Source organism: Streptomyces sp. GL_148, from assembly GCF_057834205.1.
This window is the reverse complement of sequence record NZ_CM174396.1, coordinates 2,212,610-2,239,540: the sequence shown is the minus strand read 5'-3', so window position 1 is coordinate 2,239,540 and position 26,931 is coordinate 2,212,610. Positions and strand designations below refer to the sequence as shown.

Below are 26,931 nucleotides of genomic sequence, written 5' to 3'. Positions count from 1 at the left end.
TGTTCCCGGTACGGCCGCTCGGCCTTGCCGGCGCCGCGTTCACCGCGAACGAGGCGGGTCGACGCGAGCCGTGGATCCGGGCTCAGAACTGCGGCGGAACGGACCCGGCCGGCTCGGTGACGACGACGACCTCGAAGACCTGCTCGCCGTCCTGGTGGCCCGTGACCCGGACCGACCGGGCCGCGCCGCCGTCCAGTTCCGCCGAGGCGGGTTCCGCGCGGATCCACAGCGGGCTGCCGAACTCGGCGTAGCGCTGGTAGGTGCTCATGACGGAGACCGGCATGACGCCGGCTTCGGCGTCGATGGTCACGGCCTGGCGGGCGGCCTCCAGGAGGACCATGCCGGGCACGTGGTCGCCGACGTGGTCGAAGAGCACGGGGTGGCGGATGTCGTAGCGCAGTTCCCACACCCTCGGGGCGGAGGTCGCGGAGAGGACGACGTCGAAGGGGGAGAGCCGGCCCACCTCGGCGGGCGCGACCGGGGCGGACCCGGGCACCGAGTCCGGCTGCGTGGCCAGCTGCTTGGCGCGCAGCCGCTGGTACACGGCGGGGGAGGTGACGGTGTACCCGACGCGCCCGGTGGCGACGACGCGGTCCTCCTGACGGACCACCACCTCGTAGGTGAGCGCCGTGAGCCGGTTGCCCCGGCGTCGTATCTCGGGGCAGGTGACGGTGAGGTCGAGGTCCGCAGGGGCCCGGCCCATGACGAGTTGCTCGGGGACGGTGGAGTACTCCAGCGACCAGAGCAGGAACTGGTGCCCGATCGGTACGTCGAAGGCCTCGTGAGCCAGGTACGCACCGACCTGCCGGATGGTCTCGGCGATCAGCATCGGGTCGTAGTGGGTGCCCGCCACGGGTGCGAAGAAGCTGTGCCCGCGGGGCCACTGGGCCTTGATGTGGAAGCGGTCCTCGGTGATGCGGCACATGCCGGTCAGGAAGACCTCGGCGACTGCCGCCCGGTGGACGAGTGCCCTTGGAACCGTGGCGGCCAGCCTGTTGTCCGTCTGGGCCTGACACGCGCAGTGCTCGGCCGGAGTAGGCGTGGTGAAGTCCGTCGGTTCCAGGGTCGTGATCATGAAGTCCCTCATCGTGGACGAGTACAGCAAACCTCTACGGGGTTCAGAGTACGTACTTCCGAGTTTGGTTAATGATTCGATCTTCACCGAGGGGCGCCCTCACGTCCGCACTGAGTGACGTAAGGCACATGCCAAGCTGGTTTCAGGGCGCATGAGTTGCGGCAAATGCCCGCTCAGGAGCCGCTTTGCGGGGTGAGTTGAGGCGTGTCACCGTGATCATCCGGCCTGGCGAGAAACAGCCGACGTCCGGTATCTTTCCCGGTGCAGAGCAACGCGGATACTGCTAGGTATTTTTCGGGGGGCTATCGAGTACGCCCGCGTCGCGGGCTGATTCGGAGTCCGGAAAACGTCTGCGCCGGCCCTCCCCCGCGTGATCGGAGCGCCATGCGCCCCCTGCAGCACCTGCGGCTCGCCGCCCTGAACATCGACGGTGTCCTGCTCAACGACACCTTCAGCCCGGTCATTCACGGGTTCATCACCCGCAGGGGCGGAACCTACGACGGCGAGGTGGAGCGCTCGATCTTCTCCCAGCCCCGGGCGCTCGCGGCCCCGGCCCTGGCCCGGGCCGCAGGGCTCGACTGGACGCCGGAGCGCGTGCTGGAGGCGTACTTCGAGGAGCGGGCCGCCTATCTGGCCGAGCACCCGCTGCACGTGATGGAGGGGGTCGAGGAACTCCTGCTCCGGCTCCGGGGCCTCGGGCTGCAGACCGTCTGTTACGGCGGCCTCGACAAGGAGCATTTCGACCACTACCTGGGGCACCTCGCACACCTCTTCGACGGCCCCGGCTACATCAGCACGGACACGTTCCGCCCGGGCGTCCACGAGATCACCGTCGACTGGTTCGGCCTCGAGCACTCCCAGGCGCTGTTCGTGGACGACGTGGCACGTGTCGCCGCGGTGGCCCTCGGCCTGGGTGTGCCGTTCATCGGGCACCCCAGTACCTTCGAACACGGCTTCCAAGGGCGCCAGATGCGCGAAGCCGGCGTGCGGAACCTGGTCGGCTCGCTCGGCGAAATCGACGAGGAACTCCTGCGCGCCGTGGACGCGGAGGCCGGTGCGGGCATCGGCGGCGCGGCCTGAACCCGCGGCCGTGCCGGACGGTGCGGAGCGGTACGCCGAGTGCGAGGACGCGGAACGAGTGGAAACGAAGGGAACGGCAATGCAGGGGCACGGTCTACTGGAGGGCAAGGTCGCGCTGATCACCGGGGCGAGCAGTGGCATCGGAGCCGCGGCCGCCCGGGTGTTCGCGCGGGAGGGTGCGCGGGTGGTGCTCGCCGCCCGGCGTGAGCAGCGGATCAAGGAGCTCTCCGAGGAGCTGCGGGCGCAGGGCGCGCAGGCGGCGTACGTGGTGACGGACGTGACCCGGCGCGGTGACGCGGAGGCTGCCGTCGCCCGCGCGGTCGAGGAGTTCGGCCGCCTGGACTGCGCCTTCAACAACGCGGGCTGGGGCGTGGGGCGGAGCCCGCTGCACGAGATGGACGACAAGCTGTACGACGAGATCATGGAAGTCAACGTGCGCGGGGTGTGGAACTGCCTGCGCCCGGAGATCGCCGCGATGCTGGAGACCGGCGGCGGGGCGATCGTCAACAACAGCAGCGTCGGCGGGCTGCTCGCCACCCCGGTGGCGGCCCCGTACGTCGCGGCCAAACACGCGGTCATCGGCCTGACCAAGGCGGCCGCGGCCGAGTACGGGGCCCAGGGCATCCGGGTAAACTCGGTGGCGCCCGGCACCACCCGTACCGAGGTGGTCGAGCAGTGGTTCGCGGCCGTGCCCGGCATCGAGGCGCAGCTGCACGCGGGGACGCCTCAGCCCCGTACCGCGGAGCCCGCGGAGATCGCCGAGGCCGCCGCCTGGCTCTGCAGTGCGAGGTCCTCATTCGTCACCGGGGTGACCATGCCGGTGGACGGCGGGTTCTCCATGGTGTGAAACTGCCCTAAGCAAGAACGTACCCGAGGGCATGTAAAGCGCCGGTGTACGAGGGATGGCGGGGGAGACAAAGACTTCATCCGCTGCTTGCCCCGGAAGGTGGGCGCAGCGGCATGACGGATGGGGGCGGGAGAGGTCGCATCACATGAGGACAGAACGACCACAGGTCAAACAGGACCGTGCGGTACGCACCCGCCGGGCGATCCTGGAGGCCGCCGCCGTGGTGTTCGAAGAGCGAGGCTATGAATCGGCCAAGCTCTCGGACATCGTCAACATCGCCAAGGTGACCAAAGGCGCGCTCTACTTCCACTTCGACTCGAAGGAGCACCTCGCCCAGGCGGTGATCGACGCCCAGGTGGCCTCGGCCCCGCGCGCGATGCCCCAGCCGTTCAAGGTGCAGGAGTTCGTGGACACCGGGATGATCTTCTCGCACCGGCTGCGGCACGACGTCCTGATGCGGGCGAGCGCGCGGCTCACGCTGGACCAGACCGGCCTGAGCCTGGACCGGGCCTCACCCTACGAGGCGTGGATAGAGCTCCACGTCTCGTTGATGACGGAGGCCAAGGCCCGTGGCGAGCTGTTGACGACCGTGGACCCGATCGTGCCGGCACGGCTGATCGTCGGGTCCTACGCGGGGCTCAACATGATGTCCCACATGCTCGGAATGGACATGGACGAGCAGGTTTCGGCCCTCTACACCCATGTCATGCCGAACCTGGTGGTGCCGTCCCTGGCGATCCGGCTGGACACGGCCCCGGGCCGCGGGGCGAGGGCGCTGTACGGGCCCCAGGGGACGCACCCGTGTGATTACGGCTGCGCCTCGGGCGTGCGCCGGCCGGTGGCAGCCCTCGACGGTGAGCCGTGGACCTCGGTGGCCGGCGTGCAGGAGGAAAGCCGCGCGGGTTGAGCGCGCCGCTGACGGCGGCCTGCCGTGCGGCGTGCCGTAGACGGCGGCGACGGATGGTGCTGATGCCCGGACGGGGCCCGGAAAACGGGTCTCTCGTCCGGGCGTCCGCATGTCCGCGTCCGCGCCTTCAGGGGCCTCGCTGCGCCCCTCCGAACCCCGGTCACAAGTGGCTTGCAAAAAATCCTTCCGGGTATTATTTTTCCTGACGTCCAGTGTCGCTGTGTCTTGCCTCCAGGGAGGGAACCGTGGACATTGACGTACTCGGAGGGCTGCGTGTCACCGAAAACGGGGTCCCGATCGCGGCGCCCACCCCGGAGGCCCGCCACGTACTGGCCGTCCTCGCGGCCCATGCCGATCAGGTCGTACCCGTGTCAGTACTGGCCGACGAGCTGACCAGCTGCGCTCCGCCCGAGCACACCCGGGCCGTCGCCCACGCCGCGGTCCGCATGCTGCGCGAGCAGTTCGCGGGGGCCCTGCAGCCCGGTCCGGGTGCGGCACGGACTCCCGACACGGTGCTGTCGGCCGTGCCCGGCGGGTATCTTCTCGACACCGGTGGGGGCCGCTGCGACTTCCGCGACTTCGAGCGCGAGGCGGGCGCCGGTTACCGGGCCATCTCCTGCGGGGACTTCGAGAAGGCGGCCCGCCGGCTGCGCGGCGCCCTGGACCTGTGGTCCGGCCCGGCCTTCGCCGGGATCGACGCGGGCGCCTGGCTCGGCGAGCGCATCGCGGCCCTGGAGGAGACCCGGTACGCCGTGCTCGGCCAGTGGGTGGAAGCCGGGCTGGCGCTCGGCCTCCACTGCGAGCTGGACGCCGAGCTCTCGGCCCTGCTCGTCCGGCACAGCGGCCACGGGCACCTCGACGCGCAACGCTTCGCGGCCCTGCGCCGCTCCCGGCGGCGCGTCGGACCGCAGCGCGGTCACTCGCTCGCGGCGGAGCGGCGCCCGAACGGCGGACCCGCGACGGTGGTCTGGGCCGCCGACCGCACCGCCCTGCTGAGCGCCGCCGCCACGGCCCCCCGGGCGGCCTGACCGGGGCATCCGGAGCATCCGGCTCCGGGTCGGTTCGACACGTACGGCTCCGGACCTGTTCGACGCGTACGGGCCCGTTGGATATGTACGGCTCCGGGCCGTTTCGGCGCGTCCGACCCCGGGCCGGCGATGTCTCCGCGCGTCCGGCCCGCGACGGCGCGGACCGGACGCGCGGTGGTGATCAGCCCGTGGGGCGGGCGCTGCCCGCGCGGGGGAGTGTGTCGACCGAGATCGCACCGAGGACCGCGTCGAGCAGTCCGGGGAAGCGCGCGTCGAGATCCTCGCGCCGCAGGGACAGGAGCAGCTCCCTGCCGGACGGGCGCTGCCAGATGAGGCCGCCCTCGCGCAGCACCCGCCAATGGTGGGTGAGCGTCGATTTGGAGACGCCTTCGAGCAGGCTGCCGCACGGGTACTCGCCGCCGGCCGCCAGGGCGCGGACCACGACGAGATGCGGGACGAGGTCGAGCGCATCGCCGGGTACCCCGTGCCCATGGCCAGCCCCCGCTGGCTGACCCGCTTCAGCGACGCGGCCCTCCAGGCCGAGCGCTACCGCACCGGACGGGTCCTGCTCGCCGGCGACGCCGCGCACGTCCACTTCCCGGCCGGCGGCCAGGGCTTGAACCTGGGACTCCAGGACGCGGTCAACCTGGGGTGGAAGCTCGCCGCACAGGTGCAGGGCTGGGCCCCCGAGGCGCTGCTCGACACCTACCACGCGGAGCGCCACCCGGTGGCGGCCAAGGTGCTCTACAACGTCCGCGCGCAGGTCGCGCTGATGAACCCCGATCCGCGCACCGACGCGCTGCGCGAGCTCTTCACCGAGCTGATGCACATGCCCCAGGTCAACGAGTACCTCAGTGGAATGATCAGCGGCACCGCGGTGCGGTACGACATCGGCGCCCCGGCCGACCCCATGGCGGGGCTGCTCGCCCCCGATCTCCCGCTCAAGACCGGCGACGCCGAGACGGGCCTGGCCGAGCTGCTGCACGGCGGGCGTCCGCTGCTGCTCGACCTCGGCGGGCGCGATGACCTGCTCGACGCGGCCCGGCCCTGGGCCGACCGTGTCACCACGCTCTCCGCGGTGACCGACGTCCGGACGCCCGGCGCGCTCCTGGTCCGTCCCGACGGCTACACGGCGTGGAGCGCGGCCGGCGTCCCGGAGGACGCGCGGACCCTGACGGCGGCGCTGCGCGCCTGGTTCGGCTCGCCGCTCCCGCGGTGAGCCACGGGCTCGAGCGGTGAACCGGAGAACGCGAAGGGCCCGCCCGGCACGTGAGGTGCCGGGCGGGCCCGCCGCCCGGCCGCTCGTCCTACGGGAGCCGGATGGACTGCCCGTGACTGAAGCGGTTCGCCGGGTCGTACCTGGCCTTGATCTGCTGCAGGCGCGGGTAGTTGGAACCGTAGTACAGCGTGTACCAGGGCACGCCCGACGTGTTGTGGGCCGGGTCGCCCAGGTCGATGTCGCAGTAGTTGATGTAGCAGCCGTCGGTGACGTCGTTCAGCACGGGGACGCCGCCGGTCGTGGCGTACGTCTCCTCGTAGAGATCGCGCAGCCAGGAGATGCTGACCGCGTCGTCGGCCGCGGACGGCCAGTAGCTCTGGAAGAGCAGCTTGAAGACCGAGTCCCGGTGCACGGTGGCCGTGGCGCCGGGGCTGACCGCGTTCACGTTGCCGCCGTAGGAGCTGAGCAGCACCATCGCGCCGGGGTTGTCCAGGTCGGTGCGGTTGAGGTGCTTCCAGAAGGCGCCGATCTGCGCGTCGGTCACGTTCTTCTTGTGGAAGGCCGACTTGTAGTCGCCGCGCAGCGTCGGGTCCATCAGGGTGCTGTTGGTGGTGCCCAGGTAACGGGTGGCCTGCAGCCAGCCCATGCGCTGCGGGGTGAAGTACTCCGGCATCGGGCCGTGCTCGCCCATGGCCTTGGTGACCGGACCGTGCGGGATGTCGACGCCTTCGGTGACCGCCGCGAGGAAGTCCTCCAGGAGTTGCCGCGCGTTCGCCGCGGTGGCGTCCATCTGGGTGAGCAGGCCTATCTCACCATTGGACTTGTGGTTCAGCAGCAGGAAGCTCATCAGGCTTCCGTACGTCCCGCCGGGCGCCCCGTTGGCGACGTGCCAGGCGCCGAAGTTGCGGGTGAGGCGGGTGAAGGCCGCCTCGGTGATCTGGTCCCACTTCCAGGAGACGGCGCTGATGAAGACCTCGGCCGGCGGCTTGACGAGCGACTGCTCGGGCGCCGTGCCCGTGGCGTTCGGCGACCGGAACCAGTAGCGGGTGATGACGCCGTAGTTGCCGCCGCCCCCTCCCGTATGCGCCCACCACAGGTCGCGGTGGGGGTCGGTCGCCTCGCGGGTCGCGAGGACGGTGCGGGCGGTGCCCGCCGCGTCCACGGTGACGACCTCGACCGCGTACAGGTGGTCGACGATCAGGCCGTGCTCGCGGGCGAGCATGCCCCAGCCGCCGCCGCTGACGTGGCCGCCGGCGCCCACGGAGTAGCACATGCCGCCGGGCACGGTCACGCCCCAGACCTTGAACAGCCGCTCGTAGACGTCCAGCAGGGTGGCGCCCGCCTCCACGGCGAAGGCCTTGTACGTGGCGTCCCAGTAGACGGAGGTCATCTCGGACATGTCGAGGACGATCTGCGTGTCCGCGTTGAAGACGAAGTCCTCGTAACAGTGGCCGCCACTGCGCACGGTGAGCTTCTTCTTGGCCCTGGCGGCCTCCTGGACGACCGCGAGGACCTGAGCGGTGGAGTCCACCACCCGCACGCTCTCGGGACGGCCGGTCCAGCGCTGGTTCATGCCGCGCACGAGGTCCTGGTAGCGCGGGTCGGTCGCGGAGACCTTCGCCGCGGGGAACTCCGCGGCCGGTCCGGCCGCGGGGCCCGTCGCGGACTCGGCGGCCCGCGCCGTGACGGCGCCGCCCGCGGTGATCGCCGCGCTCGCGCCGACGACCGCCGCCGCGTTGCCCAGCAGCCGCCTGCGACTCCACTGGCCGTTCGATACGTCTGTCATTGCTGTTGGCGAACCTTTCGTGGAGTGTGCGTGGTCCCGCGGCGCCCTGAGGCGTCAGGAGGCCTTTTCGATCCGTTCGGACAGGCGGGGCAGGAGGCCCAGCGCGTTGGTCCGGCCGATGGCCGCGCGCTCCTCGTCGGATCACCCCGGGAAGGCGTGGAAGCCCTCGGTGTTCTCCGTGGTGTGAGCGGCGGGCATGAAGGGGAAGTCGCTGCCGAACAGGATGTTCCCGGTGCCCGCGAACTTGGTGAGCGCCGGAAGGGCGTATTCGGTGGCGGACATCGCGATGTCGTAGTGCAGGCGTCCGAGCGAACCGATGAGGTCATCGGGGTCGCCGAGGTAGCGGCCCTCGTAGCTGGTGAGCAGTCCGACACCGTCGAGTCCCAGCTCGTCGATGGCGTAGGCCAGTTCCTCCCGCGCCGCGGCCACGTCGGGCAGCGGCAGGATCGCGAAGGCGCCGAAGCAGCCGGGGTGCCGTCACGCCCGGAGCGGTGACGGACGGTACGGCCGCGTCGATGCCGTGCCGGTCCATGACCATGAAATTTACGAAGGGTATTCGTCGCAGTACTCCGGGGCCACCCTGAGTGCACGCTCCACGACCAGCGCGTATTGGTCGGCCGGCGGCATCGATGCATTGTCGTCCGCCGATACACCGGCGCCCAAAAAGAATCCGTCTTTGCCCCCGGGCGTGAACATGATGAGAAGTTTCGCGGGCTCATCGCTGACGTTCTTGAACGAATGCACACTGCCGCGTGGTCCAGCGCTTCCATCATGCAGAAATGCTTTCCGGTGTTGTGCTCGCCCGATTAGATCGCTACTTGTCTCCGAATGCCCAGCGGCTCGTACCCTCGCCCGGGGGTGCCTGCACGATCTTGCGCGACCACTGTTCCTCGAAACTCAAGGCGCCGCTCCGTCCTCTGCCTTTTCTGGGCGCCCCGTCCTGTCCCGGAATGACCCAGAAGAGTGTCCGACGGGTGACAGACCGGGACAACCGCGAACGCGACAGTAAGTCATGTCCCAACGGATGTCCGTCGCCATCTGACATAGTCCCGCGATCTCCTTTGAACCTCTCCGACGCTTTCGGACAGAGTCGGCCGCGGCCGCTTTCCCGAAGCAGATCGGAGGCGGCATCACTTCACCCCAGGAGGTGCCAGGTGAACGGTGTCCACGAATTCCTCCGCTCTTTACCCGCCGCGCAGCAGCCGGACTGGGCGGGACACGCGGAGCTCGGGCGAGTACAGGAGGAACTGGCACGGTGCGCCGCCCTCGGCATCCCGGTGGCGTACAGCGCGCAGCCCGGTGGCATGTCGGAGCAGGAGCGCGGGCTGCTCAAGGACTTCTGGGGCGCCGGCATGAAGGTGTCCCCCGAGGACCGCCGGGTGGTCGACCCCATCGAACCGGGCCCCTCCGACTGGGTGTTCACCAAGTGGTGCTACAGCGCCTTCTTCAAGTCGGACCTGCTGGAGCGCATGCGCTCCGAGGGCCGCGACCAGCTCGTCGTCTGTGGTGTGTACGCCCACGTGGGCGTGATGGCGACGGCCGTCGAGGCCTTCACCAACGACATCCAGACCTTCCTCGTCGCGGACGCCGTGGCCGATTTCTCCGAGGCGCAGCACCGGCTCGCCCTGGACTGCGTCGCCCAGCGCGCCGGGGCCGTCAAGACCACCAAGTCCGTGCTCGCCGAGCTCACCACGACAGGCGGTGCCCCGTGACCCCCGACCTGCTGAACCGGGTGCTGACCGGCCACGCGCCGGCGTACGCCCTGCTGCACCGGCCCGAGACGACCGGTCGGGAGCTCCTGGAGGTGCTGCTCGGCGAGGTGTCGCACGTGGACACCCTCGCCGATGTCCCCGTGCCGGAGGGCTCCGTCACGGGCCCGCGGCACGACACCCTGGCCGTCGTCCCCTACCGGCAGATCACCGAGCGGGGATTCGCCGGTACCGACGACGGCGAACCGCTGATCACCATGGCGGTCGGCGAGCAGGCGGTGTTCCCGCTGGCCGATGCGCTGCGCAGGCTCCCCGACGAGCCCGTCACCCTCACCGGCGGCCACTTCGACGTGGACGACGACGCGTACGCCGGAAACGTCCGCGAGGTCATCGAGCGCGAGATCGGCAATGGCGAGGGCGCGAACTTCGTCATCAAACGCTCGTTCGTCGCGGAGATCACCCACTACACCCCGACCAGCGCGCTCTCCTTCTTCCGGCGGCTGCTGGAGCGGGAGTCGGGCGCCTACTGGACCTTCCTCGTCCACACCGGGGACCGCACCTTCGTCGGGGCCAGCCCCGAGCGGCACGTCAGCCTGCATGACGGCACCGCCGTGATGAACCCGATCAGCGGCACCTACCGCTACCCGGCCGCGGGCCCCGACCTGCCCGGCGTGCTGGCGTTCCTCGCCGACCGCAAGGAGGCCGACGAGCTGTACATGGTCGTGGACGAAGAACTCAAGATGATGGCCCGGATCTGCGAGGGAGGCGGCCGCGTCGTCGGCCCGTACCTCAAGGAGATGGCCCGCCTCGCCCACACCGAGTACTTCATCGAGGGGCAGACCTCCCGCGACGTACGGGAGCTCCTGCGCGAGACGATGTTCGCCCCCACCGTCACGGGCAGCCCGCTGGAGAGCGCCTGCAAGGTGATCAGCCGGTACGAGCCGGAGGGCCGCGGCTACTACAGCGGCGTCATGGCCCTCATCGGCCGGGACGCCGACGGCGGCCGCACGATGGACTCCGCGATCCTCATCCGCACCGCCGACATCGCGGCCGACGGCCGGGTGCGCATCGGCGTCGGCGCGACGCTCGTACGGCACTCCGACCCGCTGAGCGAGGTCGCCGAAACCCGGGTGAAGGCGGCCGGACTGCTGTCCGCGCTCGAAGGGGGCGGCGCGAGCCGCTTCGCCCGGCACGCCGACGTCCTCGAGGCCCTGGAGGAGCGCAACGAGGGCATCGCCGGATTCTGGCTGCGGGGGACCGCCGACCGGTCCCGGCCGGTGCCGGAGCTGGACGGCCGCAGCGTGCTCATCATCGACGCCGAGGACACCTTCACCTCGATGATCGGCCACCAGCTGGCCTCCATGGGCCTGAAGGTGACGGTCAGCCGTTTCGACGAACCGTACGACACCGGCGCACACGACCTGGTCGTCATGGGACCGGGTCCCGGCGACCCGGGTGACACCGCGCACCCCAAGATCGCGCACCTGCGGGCGGCGGTATCCCGGCTGCTGGACGAGCGGCGGCCGTTCCTCGCGGTCTGCCTCAGCCACCAGGTCCTCTCCACCCTGCTCGGCCTCGACCTGGTCCGCAGGACCGTGCCCAACCAGGGTCTCCAGCGGCAGATCGACCTCTTCGGCGCGCCGGAGCGGGTCGGCTTCTACAACACGTTCGCGGCGCGGCTGGCCGAGGACAAGTTCGAGCACCCGCAGGCGGGCATCGTCGAGGTCAGCCGCGACACCGAGACCGGTGAGGTGCACGCCCTGCGCGGGCAGGGCTTCGCCTCGATGCAGTTCCACGCCGAGTCGGTGCTCACCGAGGACGGCGTACGGATCACTCGTGACCTGCTGATCGGAGTGTTGCGCTCGTGCGAGCAGTAGTCGTCTGGTGGGACCTGAAGGACTCCGCGCAGACCATCGACTCGCTGCGCGGGTTCCTGCGCGACGAGGCGGTCGACCGGTTCAGCCAACTGGCCGGCCTGCGACTGAAGTTCTGGATATCCGACCGGGAGACCGACCGCTGGGGCGCGGTTCTCCTGTGGGAGTCCGCCGAGTCGGCCGCGCTCGCCGCGGCGCTGCCCAACCGGGCCGCGGAACTCATCGGCTACCCGCCCACCGAGCGTTCCTCCTTCGACGTCGAAGCCACCGCCGAGGGCGTCTTCTCGCTCGACCGGCTCGTCGGCCGCGGCCTGGCCCTGGAGAGCTGAGCGATGCCGCCCGGACCGGGGGAGGGGCCGCCCCGGCCGCCGCCCCCACCGGCCCGGCCGTTCCCGACGACAGAAGGAGAACGAGGATGACGCACGTGCTCGTCGCCGGCGGCGGCATCGGCGGACTGGCGACGTAACCTCCGGTACGCCTGACCCGGCCGCCCCCTGCGCCCCTTGTGCCGCACGGGGTGTGGGGTCCCGTCACCACCCCCGGCCACAGGCAGGTGGCCTGCGCACCTCCCCCGCGCGAGGGTCTTGGGGCGACCGTATGACTGCACTCGACGCAGCCAAGGGGGGCCCGTGGTGACCACCGTCATGAACACCATCGTCCGAAGGGAACTGTCCGTCGTGGGTCCGAAGGAGGTCCGGGCCACCGCGGTCCAGATCCGACGCGACCCGATCCGGGAAATGACCGAGGACCTGTGCGACACGGTCTTCGCCTCGCTCCGCCGCAAGGACCAGCGGGAGAAGGCCCTGCGGTACGTACGGGGCCTGCTCGCCACCTCGGGGCGCAAGTCCATCCGCAGCATCGCCGCCCACGTCGAGGGGGACGCCGCCGAACAGAGCCTGCACCACTTCATCTTCAGCTCCACCTGGGACTGGCAGCCCCTGCGCACCGCACTGTCGGGTTACCTGGAGAGCACCACCCCGCTGACGGCGTGGGTCGCCCAGCCGATGGCGATCCCCAAGGGCGGCGAGCACTCGGTCGGAGTGGGCCACCACTTCGACCCGCACCAGGGCCAGATGTTCCGCGGCCAGCAGGCGTTCGGCACGTGGTTCACCTCACCCGAGGTGGCCACGCCGGCCGGCTGGCGGCTGTTCGTACCGGACGGCGAGAACAACGCCGGGGCCGCCGCCAACTCGATGCGGCGCAGCACCGGCAGCAGCCCCGAACCCGCACACCACACGTCCTACGAGGAGTGCGCGGCCAGCGGTGTCATCGAGACCGTCAAGGCCGCCGCGATGCCCGCCCGCCCGGTCGTCCTCGACGTCAGCAACATCGGCACCCGTGCGACCATGAACCGCTTCGCCGAGGCCAAGATCCCCGTCCTGGCCCGGATCAGCCCGATCAGCCGGCTGCTCGTCACCGACCCGGCACTGCCCGGCTACGGCGCCGGCCCGCTGAACGCCGAAGACATCCTCCAGTCCCTCAAGGGCCTGCGCGCGCCCGTCGAGTGGGTCGACCCGGTCAGCGCCTCGGTGCGCCGCAGCACCCTCGCCGTCGCCATCGGCGTGATGATGCCCGACCCGTCGGCGGCCCGGCGCCGCCAGCTCGTGCTGGTCGGCGAGTGGACCGACCCGCACGGGCTGCCGACCCAGCTGTGGATCACCGACCTGACACGGATGCCGGTGGCCCGCCTGCTGCGGCTGACCAAGCAGGCCACGCGGGTGGCGCTCACCTCCCAGCGCAGCGGCCAGGAACTGGGACTGCGCGACTACGCCGGACGTTCCCTGCACGGCTGGCACCGGCACGTCACCCTGGCGTCCATCGCCCACGCCGCCCACAGCCTCGCCGCGGCGCGGCAGCTGCGGACCTAGTGCTGTGGCCGGAAAGGCTCGGTGAACCTTTCCGGTCACAGCACTAGGCTCCGGGATGCGCGGCCCCGGACTCGGTGCGCCGTTCGTGCAGGACGTCGCGGGCCTTGCGCAGCCGCAGCGCCATCTGGATCTCCAGGGCCCGGTCCGGCCTCTGCCAGTGCGGGCCGAGCAGTTCCGTGATGCGCGCCATGCGGCGCGAGACGGTGTTGGCGTGGACGTGCAGCGCCTCGGCCGCACGGGTGGGGCTGCCCCCCGACTCGAAGTACGAGTCCAGGGTGCGGGTCAGCTCCGTGAAGCGGGTCTCGTCGTAGTCCAGGACCGGGCCGATCGTCGACCCGATGAACGCGTCGACATCATGATCGGTGGACAACAGCAGTCCCAGGAAGCCCAGTTCGCTCAGCGAGGCCGTTCCGCCGGCGCCGTCGAGTGCCGTCAGGGCGTCCAGGCAGCGCACGGCCTCCGCGTACACCTGGGCCACTTCGCGGGCGCTGCGCGAGGGCCCGGCCGCCCCGGTGGACACCGGGTGCCCGAGCAGCGGTGACAGATCGGCCGAGACCTGGCGGGCGGCGGAAGAGGCGTCGGAGCCGGGGACCACGAGCACGATGCACCCGCGGCGCACGCCCTTGAGTCCGTTCATCCGGTGGGCGTACGAGGACGCCCAGGCCACTGCCCTGCCCAGTTCCCCGCCCTCCGGCCGGGCCACCACCACCACGTGGGGGCGGTCCAGCTCGATGCCCAGGCGCCGGACGCGCTCCAGCAGGTGCCGGTCGGAGCGGGTCGGCCGGTCCAGCAGCTCCTGGAGCAGCTCCTCGTGGACCGGGCCCTCGGCCGCGGCGGTACCACGCTGGATCAGGATCAGCGAGGCCACGGTCTGGGCGGCCATCCGCAGGAGCCGTACGTCCTCGACCGTCAGCGGCGCCGAGGCGTGCAGCACCAGGACGCCGAGCTCCTCGGCGCCCGCCAGGACCGGGGCCAGCCACACGTCGCCGGGCAGTTCCACGGGCCGCAGCCCTTGGGCCGCCAGGGCCGCCCTCGCGACGGCCTCCTCGTCGAGCTCCGTCGGCAGCTCACCGGTGGAGACCAGCAGCCGCCCACCGGGATCCCGGACCTGCACGACCCCGTCCAGCGCGTCCGCGGTCGCCCGCGCCAGCGCCGACAGGCTCGCCCCGTCCAGCACCAGACCGGCCAGCCGGGCGTGGCACTCCCACAGGTAACGGACCCGGGTCAGGGTGGAGTTGGTCTGGGAGCCGAACCGCTCCAGCTCGGCGACCTCCTCCTGGGTCTGCTCCAGCAGGCGTGCCTTCTCGATGGCGACGGCCGCCAGGTCGGCGAGCGAGAGCAGCAGCCCTATCTCGTCCGGGGTGAAGCGGCGTACGTCCCGGCTGGCGCCGTACAGGGCGCCCAGCGTGGAGTCCCCGTTGCGCAGCGGCACCGCGATGATCGCGTGCAGTCCCTCGGCCCGGGCCACGGTGTCGATGCCGGGGCCGTGCGGGACGGTGTCGTCGTTGAGGTAGTCGGCGCTCCACAGGGGAGCCCGGTGGGTCTGGGCGGCGCTGCCCAGGCCCGAGCCCAGTTCGAGCCCGACGTTCTGTGTGGTGGTCTCGCCTTCGGAGGTGCGTACGTAACCCGTGCCGTCGGGGCGGTTGAGGGACACCCAGGCCATGTCGAGGCAGAGCAGCCGCCGGGCCCTGCGGTTGATCACCCGGAGCAGGCCGTCCAGGTCGTACGGCGAGGTCAGGTCGTGCGCGGTGTCCAGCAGCGCGGCCAGGGACGTCTGTCGCTGCCGGCCGAGCACGGCGTTTGCGCGGACGGTCCGGGCCAGCTCCAGGGCCCGCGTCAGCTCGGCAACCTCCGCCGCTCCGGCCCCGGCTCTTCGGGCTTCGTGCAGCAGGTTCTCGAAGAGGCCGGGCGGGGCTTCCTGTGCGAGGAGCTCCAGCACGGCCAGCGCGCCGGACCCTCCCCGGTGGGAACCGCTCTCCGGTCCCATGCGTGTCTCCCCTCGTCTGACCAGCGCATTCAAGCCAGCTCCCCGAACCTAGGTTCCGTCCGCCGAAGGGTCAAGCGGGGCCCGTTCCCTGTGGCCGGGGACGTGGTGCGGCGGGAGTCAACACCCTTACCCGGCCCGCGTGTACGTCAGGGTCCGGGCGGGGGCACCGCCTCCGTCGTGATGATGTGAGGCAAAGCGTACGGGTGGTTGGTCGTCAGCCAGGTGATCATGCGTTCGCGCACCGCGCAGCGGACGGTCCAGACGGCGTCGCCGTCCTTCGCCGTGACCACCGCGCGGATCTGGATGGTGTGCGGGGTGGTGTCGGTGACGGCCAGGGAGCCGGTGCGGCCGTCCCATTCCGGGACGTCCTGCAGGATCCGCTGGAGCTGCTCGCGCATCAGCTCCACCGGGGCGCTGTGGTCCAGGTGCCAGAACACGGTGCCCGTCATCTGCGCGCCACCGCGCGACCAGTTCTCGTACGGCTTGCTCGTGAAGTACGAGACCGGCATCGTGATCCGGCGCTCGTCCCAGGTGCGGACCGTGAGGAAGGTGAGGGTGATCTCCTCCACCGTGCCCCACTCCTTGTCCACCACCACCGTGTCGCCGATCCGGACGGTGTCGCCGAAGGCGATCTGCAGTCCGGCGAAGAGGTTGCCGAGGGCGGCCTGCGCCGCGATGCCCGCCACGATGCCGAGTACGCCCGCCGAGGCCAGCATCGAGGCGCCCACGGTCCGCATCTCGGGGAACGTCAGGAGCATCGCACCGAGGGCCACCACGATCACCACCGCCGTGACGACCCGCTGGATCAGCGTGACTTGCGTGCGGACCCGGCGGACCCTGGCCTGGTCGGAGGCGTCGGCCGCGTAGCGCGCGTACGTGGAGTCCACGATCGCCGTCGTGATGCGGATCAGCAGCCACGCGGCCGCGGCGATCAGGACCAGGGTCAGCGCGTGCCCGGGGCCGTCCGCGCGCCGCCGCACGGCCTGGAGCAGGGAGGCGGCCAGGACCACCAGGAACGGCGGGCGGCAGCGGCGCAGCAGCCCCCACAGCGGGGTCTCGCTGTGCCGGGCGTCGGCGCGGCGGAGCAGCAGGTCCAGCAGCCAGCCCGCGAGCAGGGTGATGGCCAGGGTGCCGGCGACGGCCGCGATCGGGCGCAGGAAGGAGTCCGTGTCCATGCAGGTCAACGTAACCGGAGGGGATCGCTCGAAACTGGCACGATGGGGGCATGAACATCATGCTTTTCCATTCGACCTACGGGCTGCGGCCCGCAGTGCGGGAGGCGGCCGACCGGCTGCGCGCGGCAGGGCACCAGGTCCAGGTGCCGGACCTCTTCGAGGGACGCACCTTCGAGACCGTCGAGGAGGGCATGGCCCACCAGGAGGAGATCGGCCGCGACGAACTGCTCAAGCGGGCGGTACTGGCCTCGGCCCCCTACTCCGACCAGGGCCTGGTCTATGCCGGCTTCTCCTTCGGAGGCTCGATCGCCCAGCACCTGGCGCTCGCCGACGAGAAGGCGCGCGGGCTGCTGCTCCTGCACGGGACGGCCGACCTGGAGGAGAACGCCTACGTCGACGAGCTGCCGGTGCAGCTGCACATCGCCGACCCGGACCCCTTCGAGCCGCACGACTGGCTCACGGCCTGGTACCTGCGGATGCGCAAGGCCGGGGCGGACGTGGAGGTCCACGGCTATCCGGGAGCCGGGCACCTGTTCACCGACCCGGGACTGGACGACTACGACGCCGAGGCCGCGGAGCAGGCCTGGGCGGTCGCCCTCGCCTTCCTCGACGGGCTGTAGGACGCAGCGGTCCGGCCGCAGAGGCGCGGAACACGAGGATGGGGCCCCGCGTGCGGGGCCCCATCGTCATGAGTGCGTCACATCGTCACAGTGCCGGAGCGTCAGGCGCGGTAGGCCGTCCACATGCTCTTCATGCGGGTCACCTGGCCCGCGGTGAACTGGTACATGCAGTTGTCGTACGTGTAGTCCATGAAGTTGTGGATCGGGTCGACGCCCGCCTTGCTGGCGCAGGTGTCACGGCCGGTCGGGCACTCGAAGGCCGCGCTCTTCTCGGCCGGGGTGTCCGAGACGGAGTCGCCGGCGCCGTTACAGCCGCCCTGGAAGGTGTGGTACAGACCCATCCAGTGGCCGACCTCGTGGGTCGCGGTGTCGCCCTCGTTGTAGTTGGCGGCGGAGCCGCCCGGCAGCGAGGTGTCCAGGACGACCACGCCGTCCATCGACGGCTGGGAGGCGTAGGAGCTGGGGAAGGTGGCCCAGCCCAGCAGCCCGCCGGAGAGGTTGGCGGTGTAGAAGTTGAGGGCGTTCGCGCCGCCCTTGCGCAGGGTGCTCTTCATGGTCTTCTCGGCGGTGGAGCCGGAAGCCAGGTTGTACCAGCTGGCGTTGTCCGTGTAGTCGGTGCTCGCCAGGGTGAACTGGTAGCTGCTGTCCACGTTTCCGGTGCCCTGGCCGGCGTAGGCCGAGTTGAGGACCGCCAGCTGGTTGCTGATGTCGGTGGCCGTCAGCTTTCCGGTGGTGCCGGAGTGGATGACGTGGAAGTACACGGGGATGCTCGTGACTGCCTCGGCGACGCGCAGGCTGCGCGGCTCCTTCGAGATCTTGTCCAGCTTCGCCTTGAGGTCGGCGTCCATGGCCTTGGACTGGGCCTCGGTGATCTCGTTCGGCTCGGCCGCGTGCTGGTCCTTCGGGCGCGCCACGCGGGCGTTGGCCGCGGTGCCCGCGTCCTCGGCGCACACCTCGGCGCCGGTCTTGGCGGCGGCGACCGTGGTGGGGGCGGCGAGCGGGGTGAAGGCCAGGGTGCCGGTGAGTACGGCGGCGCCCATCAGGCGGCGGCGAAGAAGGGGGGATATGCGGGCAAGAGCGCGCACGTGTGCTCCTCGCGAGTGGGGGGTTGAGCGGGAGGGATCTCCTCAGCTGGCGGGAATCTTACGTGCGCATGTCATAAACAGGTCAAGTGTTCTACGTAAAAGATTTGTTGCTTCTGATGACGAAGGGGCGCTTGGTCTACGCCAAGCGCCCCCTCGGACGGGAAATCTGGCGGAGTGTCAGCGCACCGGCCGGTCCGCCCGCTCGACCTTCTGGGTCCCGTTCAGCGTGCGGTACGAGCGGGTCCAGGCGGCCGTGGCGTCCTGGCGCCGCTTGTCCGAGACCACGTAGTAGTCCATCTGGGAACGCTCGGCCGTCACGTCCAGCACGCCGTAGCCGTGGACGTCCATGTCCAGCCATTTCACGTGCCGGTTGGCGGCCTTGATGGCCGTTTCCGCCACCAGTGAGGCCGTGTCGGCGGGCACGTGCAGCAGGTCGTCGATGTTGTCGGAGGTCACCGACGTCACTACGAACTCCACGCCCGCCGACCGCGACCACGGGTAGGTGGCCGCCGTCACCGGCACGTCGTTCGCCCAGGCCATGTGGATGTCACCGGTCAGGAAGACGGTGTTGCGGACGGAACGGTCCGTCAGGTGCCCCAGCAGCTCCCGGCGGTCGTCCGTGTACCCGTCCCACTGGTCCACGTTGACCGCGAGACCGCCCGCGGGCAGGCCGAGCAGCTCGGCGAGGGGCCCCAGCAGGTGCGCCGGCAGCGAGCCGAAGGCCACCGGCGAGATCATCACCGAGGTGCCCACCAGCTTCCAGGTGGCCTGAGAGCCGGCCAGCCCGGCCTTCAGCCAGTCCAGCTGGGCCCGCCCGGTGAGGGTGCGCTCCGGGTCGTCCACCGCACCGCTGCCGATGCTCGCCTGCTGCGAGCGGAAGGTGCGCAGGTCCAGCAGGTGCAGGTCGGCGAGGGTGCCGAAGCGCAGCCGGCGGTAGACGGTGCCCTCGGTGGAGGTGCGGACCGGCATCCACTCGAAGTACGCCTGCCGGGCGGCCGCCGCGCGGGCCGCGAAGGAGCCCTCGGCGGCGGGATCGTGGTTCTCGGCTCCGCCGGACCAGGTGTCGTTGGCGATCTCGTGGTCGTCCCAGATCGCTATGACCGGGTGGGCCTGGTGCAGGGCCTGCAGGTCGGGGTCGGTCTTGTACTTCCCGTGCCGGGTGCGGTAGTCGGCCAGGGTGAGGATCTCGTGCAGCGGCTCGTGCTGACGTACGACGTACTTCGCCTCGGGGTAGCCGCCGCTCTGGTACTCGTAGATGTAGTCGCCCAGGTGCAGTACGGCGTCCAGATCGGCCCGCGCGGCCAGGTGGCGGTACGCGGAGAAGTAGCCGGACTCCCAGTTGGCGCAGGAGACCACGCCGAAGCGGACCCCGGCGGGCGCGGTCGCGGCGGCGGGGGCGGTACGGGTGCGCCCGGCCGGGGAGACGGCGCTGCCGGCGGTGAACCGGTACCAGTAGGCCGTCTGCGGCCGCAGGCCCCGTACGTCGGCCTTGACGGTGTGGTCCGAGGCCGCGCTCGCGGTGACGGTGCCGCTCGCGACGACCCGGGAGAAGGCCTTGTCCTCGGCGACCTCCCAGCCCACCGCGACGGCCGGGCCCGCGCCGGAGCCCGGTACGGCCCCCGCGGTCGGGGTGACGCGGGTCCACAGCAGGACCCCGTCGGGGAGCGGGTCGCCCGAGGCGACGCCGTGCAGGAAAGAGGGGGCGTCGGTGGTGCCCGTGGTGGCGGCGTGGGCGGCTTCGGCGCCCAGCGCGGCGATCGGGACGAGTGCCGCCGTGGCCGCCGCGGCCAGGACGACCGTACGGCGGCGGGGGGTCGACGGAAGCGTCGATTCCGGGGCGGAGGGGGAGAGTTGACTGGTCACGGATGATCATATTACCGACGGGTATTCGATCTGTGCCAGACCCTTGAAAGCAACGGACGGGCGAACTCTGGGAGTTCGCCCGTCCGTTGGGGTGCTGCGAGGGGGAGGGGATCAGCCGGCGATGGCCTTGTCGATCGCCGTCGTGAACGCCTCGGGCGACTGCGGCAGCGGGTCGATCTTCTTGCCGTCCATCTTCAGGCTCGGCGTGCCCTTCACACCGCTCTTGTCGAAGGTCTTGGACATCTCCAGCGCCCACCGGTCGTAGGTGCCGTCGTCGAGCGCCTTCTTGAACTCCGCGTTGCCCTTGAGCGCCGGGACCTGGTCCGCGATCGACAGCAGGTAGTCGTCCTTGGCGAACTTGTCGTCCTTCTCCTCCGGGTGGTTCGCCGCGGAGTAGAGGGCCGTCTTGTACTCCAGGAACGCCTCGGGGCTGACGTTGAGGGCGGCGCCGAGCGCGCTCAGGGCGTTCTTCGAGCCGCTGCCGGGGAAGCCGTTGTCCAGGAAGGTGGCGCCGATGTACTGGATCTTGTACTTGCCGGCGTCGAGGTCCTTCTTGAGCTGCGGGCCGACCGCCTGCTCGAAGCTCGCGCAGACCGGGCAGCGCGCGTCCTCGTACAGCTCCAGGGTCTTCTTGGCGTCGGCCTTGCCGATGACCACCGTCGTGCCGTTCTCGCCCGAGGTGTTCTTCGGCGCGACCACGGGAGCGTCGGCGGCCTTCTCCCAGGCGCTCGGCTTGCCGGACTGGACGACGGCGTAACCGACGCCGCCGGCCAGCGCGAGGGCGGCCACGACGCCGCCCGCCACGAACACCTGCCGGCGGATCTTGGCCTTCTTGGCCTGCTGCTCGCGCTCGATGCGCAGCTTCTCGCGGGCCGCCGCCTTGTTCGCCTGGCTGTTGCGTGCGCTCATCGTTCTCTCCATGGGGGTGTGACTCCGCGGTGGAGCCGGCTGGAAGGGGGGACTGTCCTCGTACGTCAGGCGCGAGCGAACGCGCCGGGTACGCGAGGAGGTCCCCGCCGTCCCACGGAGTGCACGGGGAAACGGGTACGGGCCACCGTGCTCCGCAGCGCAGCCCGCGACGAGCGCCCCACCGGAGCGAGGGCCCGCGCCGCGCGGGCCGAGGCCATCCGCAGCGGCCGGAAGGCGCAGGCGGACGCGGCGCGCAGCAGCCGGCCGAGCGCCCGCTCCCCGCGGTGCAGCCACAGCGAGGCGAGCAGTCCGACCGATACGTGCGCCCCCAGCAGCAGCCAGGGCGCCCACGGTCCGGGTGCGGCCAGCAGCGCGGCCGGGTCGGCGGGCCCGCCCACCTCGGCCAGCGCCCCGCCCACCGGGCTGCCCCCACAGAAGTCGGCCAGCCCCAGGGCGCGCAGCGGACCCGCGACGGGGCCGCCCGCGGGGCCGTAGCAGAGGTGCTGGCCGGAGGTCAGGACGGTGTCGGCGGCCAGCTCCAGGGGGACGAGCAGCCCGGCGATGTGACCGAGGCCGCGCTCGCGGCCGGCCAGGGCGAAGGCGATCGCGAAGACCGCGGCGAAGGCCCCTCCCACCAGGGCGGGAGGCAGCGGCACCCGGGACATCAGGACGTGCGAGCCGGTCGAGAGCAGCACGACGACCGCGCTGAACAGCGCGGCCCGCAGCCCTCGGAGACCCACCCCTGATATGTCCATCGTCGCGAGTGTGCCATGCGTCCCTGTGGGGACGGGCCCGAGGTCCCGTGCTAAGCCAGGATCCGGCCGTTGCGGAAGAGGTCCACGAAGATCTGGTGGTCGGCGCGGGCACGGGCGCCGTAGGCGTGCGCGAAGTCCACCAGCAGGTCCGCGAAGCCCTCCTCGTCGGCGGCGATGGCCGCGTCGATGGCCCGCTCGGTGGAGAACGGGACCAGCGTCTGACCGCTCTCCTGCTCGTCCGCCGCGCCGTGCATGGTCGCGGTCGCCCGGCCCAGGTCGGCGACGACGGCCGCGATCTCCTCCGGGTCGTCCAGGTCCGACCAGTCCAGGTCCACGGCGTACGGGGAGACCTCCGCGACCAGCTGACCGGCCCCGTCCAGCTCCGTCCAGCCGAGCCACGGGTCGGCGTGCGCCTGCAGGGCCCGCTGCGAGATCACGGTGCGGTGCCCCTCGTGCCGGAAGTACTCGCGCACCGACCGGTCGGTGACGTGCCGGGACACGGCCGGGGTCTGAGCCTGCTTGAGGTAGATCACGACGTCGTTCTCCAGGGCGTCGCTGTGCCCCTCCAGCAGGATGTTGTACGAGGGCAGGCCCGCCGAGCCGATCCCGATGCCCCGGCGGCCCACCACGTCCTTGACCCGGTAGGAGTCCGGGCGGACCAGGGACTCGTCGGGAAGGGTCTCCAGGTACCCGTCGAAGGCGGCGAGCACCTTGTACCGGGTGGCCGCGTCCAGCTCGATGGTCCCCGGGCCGGGGGAGAAGCGGCGCTCGAAGTCGCGGATCTCGGTCATCGAGTCGAGGAGCGAGAAACGGGTGCGGCGGCGGGCCGCGCGCAGGGCCTCCAGCAGCGGGCCGTCGGCGGTGTCCATTGTGAAGGCCGGGACCTCCTCGTTCTTCGCCCCGGTCGCCAGCGCGTGGATGCGCTCCCGGTAGGCCGCCGCGTAGATCCGGACCAGCTCGCTGATCTGGTCGTCGCTGAGCGCCTTGGTGTAGCCGAGCAGGGCGACGGAGGCGCAGAACCGCTTCAGGTCCCAGGTGAAGGGGCCGACATAGGCCTCGTCGAAGTCGTTGACGTTGAAGACCAGCCGGCCCTGCGCGTTCATGTAGGTGCCGAAGTTCTCGGCGTGCAGATCGCCGTGGATCCACACCCGGCCGGTGCGCTCGTCCAGGTACGGGCCGCCGTGCCGCTCGCGCTCCAGGTCGGCGTAGAAGAGGCAGGCGGTGCCCCGGTAGAAGGCGAAGGCCGAGGCCGCCATCTTGCGGAACTTGACCCGGAAGGCCGCGGGGTCGGCGGTGATCAGCTCGCCGAAGGCGATGTCGAACACGTCGAGTATCTGCTCGGCGCGCTGCTCGTCGGTCGTCTCGGGAACCGCCATGGCGGGTGCCTCCTGGTGGTACGGGGTGGAGCGCTTTTCGGACACGCGTCCTTGGGTCTGCAACGGATGAAGGTACCCGTCGGTGCCCGTGTTCTGTCACTGGGGCCACGTAGGATTCATAGCTGCCGCCCCTCTCTCCCCGCCCGGAGGCCCCCACCGTGACCAAGACGCCGTTCACGCACCTGCACGTCCACACCCAGTACTCCCTGCTGGACGGTGCCGCGCGGCTGAAGGACATGTTCAACGCGTGCAACGAGATGGGCATGACGCACATCGCCATGTCCGACCACGGCAATCTGCACGGGGCGTATGACTTCTTCCACACGGCGAAGAAGGCCGGGGTCACGCCGATCATCGGCATCGAGGCCTACGTCGCCCCGGAGTCCCGGCGCAACAAGCGGCGCATCCAGTGGGGCCAGCCGCACCAGAAGCGCGACGACGTGTCCGGTTCGGGCGGTTACACCCACAAGACGATCTGGGCGGCGAACTCCACCGGGCTGCACAACCTCTTCCGGCTGTCCTCCGACGCGTACGCCGAGGGCTGGCTGACCAAGTGGCCGCGCATGGACAAGGAGACCATCTCCCAGTGGTCCGAAGGCCTGATCGCCTCCACCGGCTGCCCCTCCGGTGAGCTGCAGACCAGGCTGCGCCTCGGCCAGTTCGACGAGGCCCTGAAGGCCGCCTCCGAATACCAGGACATCTTCGGCAAGGACCGGTACTTCCTGGAGCTGATGGACCACGGCATCGAGATCGAGCGCCGGGTCCGCGACGGGCTGCTGGAAGTCGGCAAGAAGCTCGGCATCCCGCCGCTCGTGACGAACGACTCGCACTACACGTACGCGCACGAGTCCGCCGTGCACGACGCCCTGCTGTGCATCCAGACCGGCAAGAACCTCTCGGACCCCGACCGCTTCCGCTTCGACGGCACCGGCTACTACCTGAAGTCCACGGAGGAGATGTACGCCGTCGACTCCTCGGACGCCTGGCAGGAGGGGTGCCGCAACACCCTCCTGGTGGCCGAGCAGATCGACACCACCGGCATGTTCGAGGCCAAGAACCTCATGCCGAAGTTCGAGATCCCCGAAGAGGGCTACACCGAGATCACCTGGTTCAAGGAGGAAGTGCGGCGCGGCATGGCCCGCCGCTACCCGGGAGGGGTCCCCGACGACCGGCAGAAGCAGGCCGATTACGAGCTGGACGTCATCATCCAGATGGGGTTCCCCGGCTACTTCCTCGTCGTCGCCGACTTCATCATGTGGGCGAAGAACCAGGGCATCGCGGTGGGCCCCGGCCGTGGCTCCGCCGCCGGCTCGATCGTCGCCTACGCCATGGGCATCACCGACCTCGACCCGATCACCCACGGCCTGATCTTCGAGCGCTTCCTCAACCCCGAGCGCGTCTCCATGCCCGATGTCGACATCGACTTCGACGAGCGCAGGCGCGTCGAAGTGATCCGGTACGTGACCGACAAGTACGGCGACGACAAGGTCGCCATGATCGGCACGTACGGAAAGATCAAGGCGAAGAACGCCATCAAGGACTCGGCCCGCGTCCTCGGCTACCCGTACGCCATGGGCGACCGGCTCACCAAGGCCATGCCCGCCGACGTCCTCGGCAAGGGCATCGACCTCAACGGCATCACCGACCCCTCGCACCCGCGCTACGGCGAGGCCGGCGAGATCCGGGCGATGTACGAGAACGAGCCGGACGTGAAGAAGGTCATCGACACCGCCCGCGGTGTGGAGGGCCTGGTCCGCCAGATGGGCGTGCACGCCGCCGGCGTGATCATGTCCAGCGAGCCGATCGTCGACCACGCCCCGGTCTGGGTGCGGCACACGGACGGCGTGACCATCACGCAGTGGGACTACCCCCAGTGCGAGTCGCTCGGCCTGATCAAGATGGACTTCCTGGGCCTGCGCAACCTCACGATCATGGACGACGCCGTCAAGATGGTGAAGGCCAACAAGGGGATCGACCTCGATCTCCTGGGCCTGCCGCTCGACGACCCCAAGACCTTCGAACTGCTCGGCCGCGGCGACACCCTCGGCGTCTTCCAGTTCGACGGCGGGCCCATGCGCTCCCTGCTGCGCCTGATGAAGCCCGACAACTTCGAGGACATCTCCGCCGTCTCGGCCCTGTACCGGCCGGGCCCGATGGGCATGAACTCGCACACGAACTACGCCCTGCGCAAGAACAAGCAGCAGGAGATCACCCCGATCCACCCGGAGCTCGAGGAGCCCCTGAGGGAGATCCTCGGTGTCACCTACGGCCTCATCGTGTACCAGGAGCAGGTGCAGAAGGCCGCCCAGATCATCGCCGGGTACTCGCTCGGCGAGGCCGACATCCTGCGCCGCGTGATGGGCAAGAAGAAGCCCGAGGAACTGGCGAAGAACTTCGTCATCTTCGAGGCGGGTGCCAAGGAGAAGGGCTTCAGCGACCAGGCGATCAAGGCGCTGTGGGACGTCCTGGTCCCCTTCGCCGGCTACGCCTTCAACAAGGCCCACTCGGCCGCGTACGGCCTGGTCTCCTACTGGACCGCCTACCTCAAGGCCAATTTCCCGGCCGAGTACATGGCGGGCCTGCTCACCTCGGTCAAGGACGACAAGGACAAGTCCGCGATCTACCTGAACGAGTGCCGCCGGATGGGCATCAAGGTGCTCCCGCCGAACGTGAACGAGTCGGAGCCCAACTTCGCCGCCCAGGGCGACGACGTGATCCTCTTCGGCCTCACCGCCGTGCGCAACGTCGGCCAGAACGTCGTCGAGTCGATCATCAAGACCAGGAAGGCCAAGGGGAAGTACTCCACCTTCCCCGACTTCCTGGACAAGGTCGAAGCCGTCGTCTGCAACAAGCGCACCGTCGAGTCCCTGATCAAGGCCGGCGCCTTCGACGAGATGGGCCACACCCGCAAGGGCCTGGTCGCCCACCACGAACCGATGATCGACAACGTGGTCGCCGTCAAGCGCAAGGAGGCCGAGGGGCAGTTCGACCTCTTCGGCGGAATGGGCGACGAGAGCGCGAGCGACGAGCCGGGATTCGGGCTCGACGTGGAGTTCTCCGACGTCGAATGGGAGAAGTCCTACCTGCTCGCCCAGGAGCGCGAGATGCTCGGCCTCTACGTCTCCGACCACCCGCTCTTCGGTCTGGAGCACGTGCTCTCCGACAAGACCGACGCCGGCATCTCCCAGCTCACCGGCGGGGAGCACGGCGACGGCGCGGTCGTCACCATCGGCGGCATCATCTCGGGCCTCCAGCGCAAGATGACCAAGCAGGGCAACGCCTGGGCCATCGCCACCGTCGAGGACCTGGCCGGCTCCATCGAATGCATGTTCTTCCCCGCGACCTACCAGCTCGTCTCCACCCAGCTGGTCGAGGACACCGTCGTCTTCGTCAAGGGCCGCCTGGACAAGCGCGAGGACGTCCCCCGGCTGGTCGCCATGGAGATGATGGTCCCCGACGTGTCCAACGCCGGCACCAACGCCCCCGTCGTCCTCACCATCCCGACCGTCAAGGTCACCCCGCCGATGGTGACCCGGCTCGGCGAGATCCTGCGCCACCACCAGGGCAACAGCGAGGTGCGGATCAAGCTCCAGGGGCCGCGCACCACCACCGTGCTCCGGCTCGACAAGCACCGGGTCAAGCCCGACCCGGCGCTCTTCGGCGACCTCAAGGTGCTGCTCGGCCCGTCCTGCCTGGCCGGCTAGGCACCACCCGTTCCGGCACCGCTGCCTCATGCGTGGGAAGGCCCGCCCCTGTCGACAGGGGCGG

The 26,931-nt window shown here is 70.4% G+C and carries 22 protein-coding genes; 11 read left to right on the top strand and 11 right to left on the bottom strand.

The genetic code is table 11. From position 1 onward, the window contains the following. Positions 1-82: 82 nt before the first annotated feature. Positions 83-1,075, bottom strand: coding sequence for a ScbA/BarX family gamma-butyrolactone biosynthesis protein (locus AC3IYI_RS10265; RefSeq protein WP_489409885.1), 993 nt, complete (start codon positions 1,073-1,075; stop codon positions 83-85). A gap of 384 nt (positions 1,076-1,459) precedes the next feature. Between AC3IYI_RS10265 and AC3IYI_RS10260 the strand changes: the two genes are divergently transcribed. The 4 genes from AC3IYI_RS10260 (at position 1,460) to AC3IYI_RS10245 (ending at position 4,937) form a co-directional block, all read left to right on the top strand. Next, positions 1,460-2,155 (top strand): HAD family phosphatase, encoded by a 696-nt coding sequence (locus AC3IYI_RS10260; protein ID WP_489409884.1) that lies wholly within the window; start codon positions 1,460-1,462, stop codon positions 2,153-2,155. A gap of 79 nt (positions 2,156-2,234) precedes the next feature. Beyond that, a complete protein-coding gene (locus tag AC3IYI_RS10255) occupies positions 2,235-3,002 on the top strand; it encodes a glucose 1-dehydrogenase (RefSeq protein ID WP_489409883.1) in 768 nt (255 codons plus the stop codon). Between the two features lie 145 nt (positions 3,003-3,147). Next, entirely contained in the window at positions 3,148-3,909 is a 762-nt protein-coding gene (locus tag AC3IYI_RS10250) for a ScbR family autoregulator-binding transcription factor (RefSeq protein WP_489409882.1), read from the top strand. 245 nt (positions 3,910-4,154) lie between these two features. Beyond that, on the top strand, positions 4,155-4,937 hold the full coding sequence (locus AC3IYI_RS10245) for an AfsR/SARP family transcriptional regulator (RefSeq protein ID WP_489409881.1): 783 nt from the start codon (positions 4,155-4,157) through the stop codon (positions 4,935-4,937). Positions 4,938-5,118: 181 nt separating this feature from the next. On the opposite strand, the gene AC3IYI_RS10240 is transcribed toward AC3IYI_RS10245, so the two are convergent. Next, the gene (locus AC3IYI_RS10240; protein WP_489409880.1) at positions 5,119-5,379 is read right to left on the bottom strand and encodes an ArsR/SmtB family transcription factor; all 261 of its coding nucleotides are present in this window, start codon (positions 5,377-5,379) and stop codon (positions 5,119-5,121) included. Between the two features lie 6 nt (positions 5,380-5,385). On the opposite strand from AC3IYI_RS10240, the gene AC3IYI_RS10235 reads away from it, so the two are divergent. Next, positions 5,386-6,156: an FAD-dependent monooxygenase gene (locus AC3IYI_RS10235; protein WP_489409879.1), complete on the top strand. Its 771-nt coding sequence runs from the start codon at positions 5,386-5,388 to the stop codon at positions 6,154-6,156. 88 nt (positions 6,157-6,244) lie between these two features. Here the strand turns inward: AC3IYI_RS10235 and AC3IYI_RS10230 are convergent, their stop codons facing one another. Together AC3IYI_RS10230 and AC3IYI_RS10225 are read right to left on the bottom strand one after the other, a co-directional pair. Next, complete coding sequence (locus AC3IYI_RS10230) at positions 6,245-7,942, bottom strand: FAD-binding oxidoreductase (protein WP_489409878.1); 1,698 nt, start codon at positions 7,940-7,942, stop codon at positions 6,245-6,247. Positions 7,943-8,083: 141 nt separating this feature from the next. Beyond that, entirely contained in the window at positions 8,084-8,371 is a 288-nt protein-coding gene (locus AC3IYI_RS10225; protein ID WP_489409877.1) for an amidohydrolase family protein, read from the bottom strand. Positions 8,372-9,096: 725 nt separating this feature from the next. Between AC3IYI_RS10225 and AC3IYI_RS10220 the strand changes: the two genes are divergently transcribed. The 4 genes from AC3IYI_RS10220 to AC3IYI_RS10205 all read left to right on the top strand — a co-directional run bounded on the left by AC3IYI_RS10220 (position 9,097) and on the right by AC3IYI_RS10205 (position 13,393). After that, entirely contained in the window at positions 9,097-9,654 is a 558-nt protein-coding gene (locus tag AC3IYI_RS10220) for an isochorismatase family protein (protein ID WP_489409876.1), read from the top strand. Next, positions 9,651-11,528 (top strand): anthranilate synthase family protein, encoded by a 1,878-nt coding sequence (locus AC3IYI_RS10215; protein WP_489409875.1) that lies wholly within the window; start codon positions 9,651-9,653, stop codon positions 11,526-11,528. The genes AC3IYI_RS10220 and AC3IYI_RS10215 overlap by 4 nt, the downstream gene beginning before the upstream one ends. Further along, entirely contained in the window at positions 11,516-11,854 is a 339-nt protein-coding gene (locus AC3IYI_RS10210; RefSeq protein ID WP_489409874.1) for a hypothetical protein, read from the top strand. The genes AC3IYI_RS10215 and AC3IYI_RS10210 overlap by 13 nt, the downstream gene beginning before the upstream one ends. A gap of 408 nt (positions 11,855-12,262) precedes the next feature. Then, positions 12,263-13,393, top strand: coding sequence for an IS701 family transposase (locus AC3IYI_RS10205; protein ID WP_489411493.1), 1,131 nt, complete (start codon positions 12,263-12,265; stop codon positions 13,391-13,393). A gap of 43 nt (positions 13,394-13,436) precedes the next feature. Here AC3IYI_RS10205 and AC3IYI_RS10200 read toward each other — a convergent pair whose 3' ends face one another. Continuing rightward, entirely contained in the window at positions 13,437-15,380 is a 1,944-nt protein-coding gene (locus AC3IYI_RS10200; protein WP_489409873.1) for a helix-turn-helix domain-containing protein, read from the bottom strand. A 146-nt stretch (positions 15,381-15,526) separates the two neighbouring features. Next, complete coding sequence (locus tag AC3IYI_RS10195) at positions 15,527-16,555, bottom strand: mechanosensitive ion channel family protein (RefSeq protein ID WP_489409872.1); 1,029 nt, start codon at positions 16,553-16,555, stop codon at positions 15,527-15,529. Between the two features lie 50 nt (positions 16,556-16,605). Between AC3IYI_RS10195 and AC3IYI_RS10190 the strand changes: the two genes are divergently transcribed. Beyond that, positions 16,606-17,175, top strand: a complete 570-nt coding sequence (locus AC3IYI_RS10190) for a dienelactone hydrolase family protein (protein ID WP_489409871.1) — start codon at positions 16,606-16,608, stop codon at positions 17,173-17,175. A 101-nt stretch (positions 17,176-17,276) separates the two neighbouring features. On the opposite strand, the gene AC3IYI_RS10185 is transcribed toward AC3IYI_RS10190, so the two are convergent. The 5 genes from AC3IYI_RS10185 to AC3IYI_RS10165 form a co-directional block, all read right to left on the bottom strand. Continuing rightward, positions 17,277-18,215, bottom strand: a complete 939-nt coding sequence (locus tag AC3IYI_RS10185) for a zinc metalloprotease (protein ID WP_489411492.1) — start codon at positions 18,213-18,215, stop codon at positions 17,277-17,279. Between the two features lie 222 nt (positions 18,216-18,437). Beyond that, positions 18,438-20,123 (bottom strand): alkaline phosphatase D family protein, encoded by a 1,686-nt coding sequence (locus AC3IYI_RS10180; RefSeq protein ID WP_489409870.1) that lies wholly within the window; start codon positions 20,121-20,123, stop codon positions 18,438-18,440. A 111-nt stretch (positions 20,124-20,234) separates the two neighbouring features. Next, positions 20,235-21,032, bottom strand: a complete 798-nt coding sequence (locus tag AC3IYI_RS10175) for a DsbA family protein (protein WP_489409869.1) — start codon at positions 21,030-21,032, stop codon at positions 20,235-20,237. A 65-nt stretch (positions 21,033-21,097) separates the two neighbouring features. After that, on the bottom strand, positions 21,098-21,787 hold the full coding sequence (locus AC3IYI_RS10170; protein WP_489409868.1) for a hypothetical protein: 690 nt from the start codon (positions 21,785-21,787) through the stop codon (positions 21,098-21,100). Positions 21,788-21,837: 50 nt separating this feature from the next. Then, a complete protein-coding gene (locus tag AC3IYI_RS10165) occupies positions 21,838-23,163 on the bottom strand; it encodes a DUF2252 domain-containing protein (RefSeq protein ID WP_489411491.1) in 1,326 nt (441 codons plus the stop codon). A 158-nt stretch (positions 23,164-23,321) separates the two neighbouring features. Between AC3IYI_RS10165 and dnaE the strand changes: the two genes are divergently transcribed. Then, a complete protein-coding gene (gene dnaE, locus AC3IYI_RS10160; RefSeq protein WP_489409867.1) occupies positions 23,322-26,867 on the top strand; it encodes a DNA polymerase III subunit alpha in 3,546 nt (1,181 codons plus the stop codon). The last annotated feature ends 64 nt before the right edge of the window (positions 26,868-26,931 follow it).